This is a genomic window from Burkholderia sp. LMG 13014, from assembly GCF_905232215.1.
GTDB lineage: Bacteria > Pseudomonadota > Gammaproteobacteria > Burkholderiales > Burkholderiaceae > Burkholderia.
Genome location: NZ_CAJNKE010000283.1, coordinates 1 through 7548, shown reverse-complemented (window position 1 = coordinate 7548; position 7548 = coordinate 1). Strand labels below are relative to the sequence as shown.

The following is a 7548-nucleotide window of genomic DNA, read 5'->3' as shown; positions in this document are numbered from 1 at the left end:
CCGCTCGACCTGCTTCTCGCGCAGCGTGCGCAACAGATGCGACAACGGGATCCCGGCCGGGCACACGCTGTCGCATTCCCCGCAGAGCGTCGCGGCCTGCGGCAGGTCGAGCGCGCGGTCGAGCCCGACGTAGCTCGGCGTCAGCACCGACCCCATCGGCCCCGGATAGACCCAGCCGTACGCATGGCCACCGACCTTCTGATAAACCGGACAATGGTTCATGCATGCGCCGCAGCGGATGCAGCGCAGCATCTCCTGGAACTCGCCGCCGATCAGCCCGGTGCGGCCGCCGTCGACGAGCACCACGTAGTTGTGCTCGGGGCCGTCCTCGTCGCCCGGGCCTCGCGGCCCGGTCAGCAGCGAGAAATAGTTCGACGTCTTCTGCCCCGTCGCGGAGCGCGGCAGCAGGCGCATCGCGGTCGCGAGATCCTCGAGCGTCGGCAGCACCTTCTCGATGCCCGTCACCGCCACGTGCACGCGCGGCATCACCGTGCACATCCCCTCGTTCCCTTCGTTCGTCACGATCGCCACCGAGCCGGTCTCGGCGATCACGAAGTTGCCGCCCGTCACGCCCATGTCGGCCGACATGAAATGCGGGCGCAGCACCTCGCGCGCCTCCCGCGTCATGTCCGGAATCTCGGTGAGCCGCTCGCGATGGTGCGTGCGCGCGAACAGGTCGGCAATCTCGTCCTTGTCCTTGTGCACGACGGGCGCAATGATGTGGCTCGGCGGCTCGTTGTCGTTGATCTGCAGGATGTATTCGCCGAGATCCGTCTCGATCGACTGCACGCCCATCTCCGCGAGCACCGCGTTCAGGCGCATTTCCTCCGACACCATCGACTTGGTCTTGATGACCTTCTTCACGTCGTGACGGCGCGCGATGTCGGCCACGAGCCGCGCGGCGTCCGCGGTCGTTTCGGCGAACAGCACCGTCGTGCCGCGCCGCGTCGCCTCGCGCTCGAACGCCTCGAGCCACACGTCGAGGTTCTCCAGCGCGCGGTTGCGGCGAGCCTTCAGCGCGGCGCGCGTGGCCGGGAAGTCGATCGCGGTCATCGCATCGGCGCGCGCGGACACGAACTTCGTCGACAGCTTCTTCAGGTTCTGCTGCAGGCGCTGGTCGGCCAGCTTCTGGCCGGCGCGCGCCTTGAAATGCATCGATTGAACTTGCATCGCGGTATCGGGGAAAAGTGAGCGGAACCGGGCGTCAGACGTCGCCCGCCAGCACCTGCGCGACGTGCAGCACGCGCGTGTCGCGGTCGCCGGTGCGGCGCAACCGCCCTTCGATGTTCAGCATGCAGCCGAGATCGCCGAGCACGACGGCGCCCGTACCCGACGCGCGCACGTTCGCGCATTTCTCGTCCGCGATGGCCGCCGAAATGTCGCCGTACTTGACCGCGAACGTGCCGCCGAAGCCGCAGCAGTGCTCGCAGTCCTTCATCTCGGTAACCGCGATGCCGCGCTGCGCGAGCAGCGCGCGCGGCTGCGCCTTCACGCCGAGCTCGCGCAGGCCCGAGCACGAATCGTGATACGTGACGGGCCCCGTGAATTCGCCCGGCGCAAGCGACACCTTCGCGACATTCGCCAGGAAATCGGTCAGTTCGTAGACTTTCTGCTGGAACCGCGTATAGCGCCCCATCAGCTCGGGGTCGTCGCGGAACAGGTCGCCGTAGTGCGCGCGAATCATCCCGCCGCATGACCCCGACGGCGCGACGACGTAATCGAACTGCTCGAACTCGCGCAATGTCTTTTCCGCAAGATCGCGCGCCAGCGCGCGGTCGCCCGAGTTGTAGGCCGGCTGGCCGCAGCAAGTCTGCGCGGGCGGCACGATCACCTCGTAGCCGGCGTCGCGAATCAGCTTGAGCGCCGAAAAACCGATTTCGGGGCGCATCAGATCGACCAGGCAGGTCACGAACAAACCGACTCGCATACGTGCTCCTTCGAGAAAACGGCTCTCATTATCCGCCGTTTGGCCGGCAAGACCAACGCCGCTCGCGCGCAAGCCCGCACCGCGCGAAACGAGGATTTCCTCGAACGGCGTTCGCTTTTTTCACGATACGAGATACAATCGTTGCAACACCGCTTGACGCGTCAACCGATTTCTCCCCCGACATGAGCCAACCCACCCCGGATTCCAAAACGTCGATCCAGGTGATCGAACGCATGATGCGGCTGCTGGACGCGCTCGCCGCGCACAGTGACCCTGTCAGCCTGAAGGAACTTGCGCAGCGGACGGAGTTGCACCCGTCGACCGCACACCGCATCCTCAACGACATGGTGACCTGCCGTCTCGTCGACCGTTCCGATCCCGGCACGTACCGCCTCGGCATGCGGCTGCTGGAGCTCGGCAACCTCGTGAAGGCGCGCCTGTCGGTGCGCGATGCTGCGCTGATGCCGATGCGCGAGCTGCACCGCCTCACCGGGCAGACCGTGAACCTGTCGGTACGCCAGGGCGACGAGATCGTCTACATCGAGCGTGCGTATTCGGAGCGTTCGGGGATGCAGGTCGTCCGTGCGATCGGTGGCCGCGCGCCGCTGCACCTCACGTCGGTCGGCAAGCTGTTCCTCGCGGCCGACGAAACGTCGCGCGTGCGCGCCTATGCGACGCGCACGGGGCTGTCCGGTCATACGCAGAACAGCATCACCGACATCGCGAAGCTCGAGCGCGAGCTGACGATCGTCCGCCAGCAATCGTGCGCACGCGACAACGAGGAGCTGGAGCTCGGCGTGCGCTGTATCGCGGCCGGCATCTACGACGATTCGGGCAAGCTCGTCGCGGGCCTGTCGCTGTCGGCACCGGCCGATCGCCTGCAGGATGCGTGGCTCGGCCAGTTGAGCCGGACGGCCCTCACCATTTCGGAATCGCTCGGCTACCGGCCGGCGCCCGCGAAGGACGTCGACGGGCTGCAGCGGCAGGCGTAAGCCGCTCCCGCGCACCCAATGAAAAAGCCCCGCGATTGCGGGGCTTTTTTTCAGCCATCGGCGCGGCGGCGAACCGCCACGCCAGCGTGCGATCAGGTCCCGCCGTTCGGCGTGTTGGCCGCCGTCAGGCGCTCGCCGCCGCCGGCATCGAGCCAGTTGCGCAGGCGCGCCGCATCGGCGAAGCGCGAATACTTGCCGAACGAATCGAGCAGCACCATCACCATCGGCTTGCCGTGGATCGTCGCCTGCATGACAAGGCATTCGCCCGCTTCGTTGATGAAGCCCGTCTTCTGCAGACCGATGTCCCACGAGCCGTTGCCGCGGATCAGCGCGTTCGTGCTGTTGTAGACCAGGTTGCGCTTGCCCGTATACACCTCGTAGGTGCGATCGGTCGAGAACTGACGAATCATCGGGTACTGGTACGCCGCATTGACCATCTTCACGAGGTCGCGCGCGCTCGACACGTTCGAGCTCGACAGACCCGTCGAATTCTCGAAGTGCGTGTCGGTCATGCCGAGCGACTTCGCCTTCGCGTTCATCGCGGCGATGAACGCCGGACGGCCGCCCTGGTAGTAGCGCGACAGCGCGGCGGCCGCGCGGTTTTCCGACGCCATCAGCGCGATGTGCAGCATGTCTTCACGCGACAGCACCGAGCCGACCGACAGGCGCGAGCCCGTGCCCTTCTCGTAATCGCGGTCTTCGTCGGTGACTTCGATCTGGTCGGTCATCGGCGTCTTCGAGTCGAGCACGACCATCGCGGTCATCAGCTTCGAGATCGACGCGATCGGCACGACGGCGTGCGAATTCTTGTCGAACAGCGGCTCGCCCGAGTTCTGGTCGACGACGTACGCGACGCTCGAACGCAGCGCGAGCGCGTCGGGCGTGTCGTGCAGGCCAAACGCCTGGCCGACGGTCGGCCGGCGCGGCTGGAATGCGACCTTGCGGACTGCGCCGTGATGGCCGCCATGCACGTTCGACGCGAGCGTCACGCGCTTGCGCGATGCCTTCGCGCGCGGCGCATCGGCTGCGGCGACCTTGGCGGATTTGTCGGAGCTGGCCTTGGCAGACTTCTTCTTCGCGGACGAAGCAGGAGCGACAGCCTTTTTCTTGGCGGCTTGTTGGGTCTTCGCAGTGGCGGCAAAGGCGTCAGCAGGCGCGACGGTCGCGGTGGTCGCCAGCAAGGCGACTGCGACCGACACAGCCGTGCCGAGCGTCATGCTCTGCAACAATCTGCGCGGTGAAAACGATTCGGCTTTCATTGGGGTCTGGACAAAGCGGGCGGGAGGTTTCCGCAAGTGTAGTTAAAGCTGAAAAAAAGAGCAATATTAGGCACTTACCGATCGTCGTTAAACCGGAATGTAAGGGTCGGCCAACCTCTGACCAATGAACCCTCCCGCTCCCATCGAAAAAAATCATGGGATGCGCTGCCCGACAGTACCCGTCTCCCGATTACACACGGTTAATTGAGATAACGTCACTTCGGAGGCGATTTAAAGCGGGGAAACTACGTATCCGGCGCTCGGGGTGCCAGGGGCGCCAGTCTCGGCCGTGGCGGCGGCACGTCGCCACGGTACGCGCATCGAAACGGCGCGTTTTTCGACAGGAACAGAAGGATAACGTTCCACAGGCCTGTCAGGTTTACCTGTGCATGATCATGGTGCGCCGCGCCTGCCCCGCGGTCGTGCGCACCATCTGGGAACACGCATGAAACCGATTCCGGACGGGCACGATAACTCGTTGTTTTATCGATAATTTGTCACGATTGTGCAACGCACAAAAAATACTTGACAATGGTTTTGTCTGCCCTAAAATAAGCCTCATTGCTGCGTTGCACAAAGCACGCGCATCCGAGGTTCCCCAGCGTAGTGCCCTTTCCCCTGCGATCGACGCGATCGCTTTTCAGGAGCTTGACATGTCCTTGCTGACCCCCGAGCAAATCGCCGCCGCCCAGAAAGCCAACCTCGAAAGCCTGTTCGGTCTGACGACCAAGGCATTCGAAGGCGTCGAAAAGCTGATCGAACTCAACCTGCAGGTCGTGAAGTCGACGCTGGCCGAGAGCCAGGAAAACGCACAGCGTCTGCTGTCGGTGAAGGACGCACAGGAACTGATCGCGCTGCAAGCCAGCCTGTCGCAGCCGGTCGCGGAAAAGGTGCTGTCGTACGGCCGTCACCTGTATGAAATCGCATCGTCGACGCAAGCCGAGTTCACGAAGGTTGCCGAAGCGCAATTCGAAGAGCAGAACAAGAAGGTCCAGGCACTCGTCGACAACGTCGCGAAGAATGCCCCGGCTGGTTCGGAAACGGCTGTCGCTGCCCTGAAGTCGGCACTGAACGCTGCGAACACCACGTACGAAACGGTTCAGAAGGCCACGAAGCAAGCCGTCGAAATCGCTGAAACGAACTTCAACGCTGCTGCTGCCGTCGCAACGAAGGCTGCTACCGCCGCTGCTGCACGTCGTACGAGCAAGCCGGCCGCGTAAGCGTCCCCCGCTCCTGAAAGAGCCGCGCACAAGCGCGGCTTTTTCATTTCTGGCGCCAGAACATGCAATCGGGCGACAATCGCTGCCGGTCATTGCCCTCATTCGTTGTGTGGCATCACGCATGCCCATCCCGAAGAAGAACGTTTCGCCCTCTCATTTCCTTCATGTACAGAACGCTCGGATCCATCACCGTCGCCACGGCCATTTCCGTCGCGGCGCTTGCGATGCCTGGCTGGGCCACGGCCGCCCCGCCCGCCGCGACGTCTCAACCGGCAGAAACGCCACCGATGGAAATGTACGCGGTCGAGCTACCCTTTGCCGGCATCGTGGATGCGGCCCGGTCATGGTTGACGAAGAATGGAACGGTGGTGATTTCCGAGGAACACGTGATCGCTGGAGAAGACAACACCAGCCATTACCGCTACTTGATCGTCGTGACGCCGGCGAAATCGAGTCCGAACAAATCCTACCTCACGATCGAGGTCTCGACGGGCGAGACGCCCCCGCCGCACGGCGCTGCCGCGCCACGCGACGAGTTGCACGCGTTCATCAGGCAACTCGGCGGAAAACTCGGCGTCGCTCCGCAATTCGTCAGGGCGGCGAAGTAGATCCCGCCGTTCTGCGTGTGCGCGGACCCACGCCTTCGGCATAGGCCGCCCCACCCTGCCCTGGTCATGCAGCAATAAAAACGCCGCCGCCCGGTTTCCCGAGCGGCGGCGTTTTTCATGGCCGGCACCTGACCGGCCGTGCCGGTCGCGTTACTTCTTGCGTTGCGGCGGCAGGTCGGTACAGACGCCTTCGTACAGTTCCGCGGCCATGCCGACCGATTCGCCGAGCGTCGGGTGCGGATGGATCGTCTTGCCGATGTCTTCCGCGTCCGCGCCCATCTCGACGGCGAGGCACACTTCGCTGATCAGGTCGCCCGCGTTCAGGCCGACGATGCCACCGCCGATCACGCGATGGGTTTCCTCATCGAAGATCAGCTTCGTGAAGCCTTCGTCGCGGCCGTTCGCGATCGCGCGGCCCGAAGCGGCCCACGGGAACACGGCCTTGCCGTACTTGATGCCTTCGGCCTTGCACTGCTCTTCCGTCTTGCCGGCCCAGGCCACTTCCGGATCGGTGTAGGCCACCGACGGGATCTGCAGCGCATCGAAGTACGACTTTTCGCCGTGCGCGGCTTCCGCTGCGACGTGGCCTTCGTGCACGGCCTTGTGCGCGAGCATCGGCTGACCGACGATATCGCCGATCGCGAAGATGTGCGGCACGTTCGTGCGCATCTGCTTGTCGACGTCGATGAAGCCGCGATCCGTCACGGCCACACCGGCCTTGTCGGCGCCGATCTTCTTGCCGTTCGGGCTACGGCCCACCGCGACGAGCACGAGGTCGTAGCGCTGCGGCTCCGCCGGCGCCTTCTCGCCCTCGAACGTCACGTAGATGCCGTCTTCCTTCGCTTCCGCGCCGACCGTCTTGGTCTTCAGCATCACGTTGCCGAAGCGCTTCGCGTTGTACTTTTCCCAGACCTTGACGAGATCGCGGTCCGCGCCGTTCATGAGGACGTCGAGCATTTCGACGACGTCGATCTCGGCGCCGAGCGTCGAGTAGACCGTCGCCATTTCGAGACCGATGATGCCGCCGCCGATCACGAGCATCCGCTTCGGCTGCTGGCGCAGTTCGAGCGCGCCGGTCGAATCGACGATGCGCGGGTCTTCCGGCAGGAACGGCAGCTTCACCGATTGCGAACCGGCCGCGATGATCGCCTGCTTGAAGCGGACGACCTTCTTGCCGTTCTCGCCGTGCACTTCCATGTGATACGGATCGACGAACGACCCGACGCCCGTGACCACTTCGACCTTGCGTGCCTTCGCCATGCCGGCGAGGCCCGTCGTCAGTTTCTTGACGACGCCCGACTTGAAGTCGCGCAGCTTGTCGAGGTTGATCTCGGGCTTGCCGAACGTGATGCCGTGCGACGCGAGCGCCGCGGCTTCCTCGACGACGAGCGACGTATGCAGCAGCGCCTTCGACGGGATGCAGCCCACGTTCAGGCACACGCCGCCGAGCGTCGAGTAGCGTTCGACGAGCACGGTCTTCATGCCGAGGTCGGCAGCGCGGAACGCGGCCGAGTATCCGCCGGGGCCGGCGCCGAGCACGAG

Annotated in this window: 7 protein-coding genes; 3 read left to right on the top strand and 4 right to left on the bottom strand. The window is 64.4% G+C overall.

The genetic code is table 11. From position 1 onward, the window contains the following. Together JYJ84_RS23235 and JYJ84_RS23230 are read right to left on the bottom strand one after the other, a co-directional pair. Positions 1-1170 (bottom strand): lactate utilization protein B (locus tag JYJ84_RS23235; RefSeq protein WP_205189509.1); only part of this gene is annotated, 1170 nt, incomplete at its 3' end. Between the two features lie 34 nt (positions 1171-1204). Next, a complete protein-coding gene (locus JYJ84_RS23230; protein ID WP_069248359.1) occupies positions 1205-1927 on the bottom strand; it encodes a (Fe-S)-binding protein in 723 nt (240 codons plus the stop codon). Between the two features lie 182 nt (positions 1928-2109). Between JYJ84_RS23230 and JYJ84_RS23225 the strand changes: the two genes are divergently transcribed. Beyond that, positions 2110-2919: an IclR family transcriptional regulator gene (locus tag JYJ84_RS23225; protein WP_050013008.1), complete on the top strand. Its 810-nt coding sequence runs from the start codon at positions 2110-2112 to the stop codon at positions 2917-2919. A gap of 92 nt (positions 2920-3011) precedes the next feature. Here JYJ84_RS23225 and pbpG read toward each other — a convergent pair whose 3' ends face one another. Further along, positions 3012-4178: a D-alanyl-D-alanine endopeptidase gene (gene pbpG, locus JYJ84_RS23220; RefSeq protein WP_122945791.1), complete on the bottom strand. Its 1167-nt coding sequence runs from the start codon at positions 4176-4178 to the stop codon at positions 3012-3014. Between the two features lie 653 nt (positions 4179-4831). Between pbpG and JYJ84_RS23215 the strand changes: the two genes are divergently transcribed. Then, a complete protein-coding gene (locus tag JYJ84_RS23215; RefSeq protein WP_043190358.1) occupies positions 4832-5398 on the top strand; it encodes a phasin family protein in 567 nt (188 codons plus the stop codon). Between the two features lie 164 nt (positions 5399-5562). After that, positions 5563-6006, top strand: coding sequence for a hypothetical protein (locus JYJ84_RS23210; protein WP_236027612.1), 444 nt, complete (start codon positions 5563-5565; stop codon positions 6004-6006). Between the two features lie 150 nt (positions 6007-6156). Here JYJ84_RS23210 and lpdA read toward each other — a convergent pair. Further along, a partial coding sequence (lpdA, locus tag JYJ84_RS23205; RefSeq protein WP_205189508.1) for a dihydrolipoyl dehydrogenase occupies positions 6157-7548 on the bottom strand: 1392 nt, incomplete at its 5' end.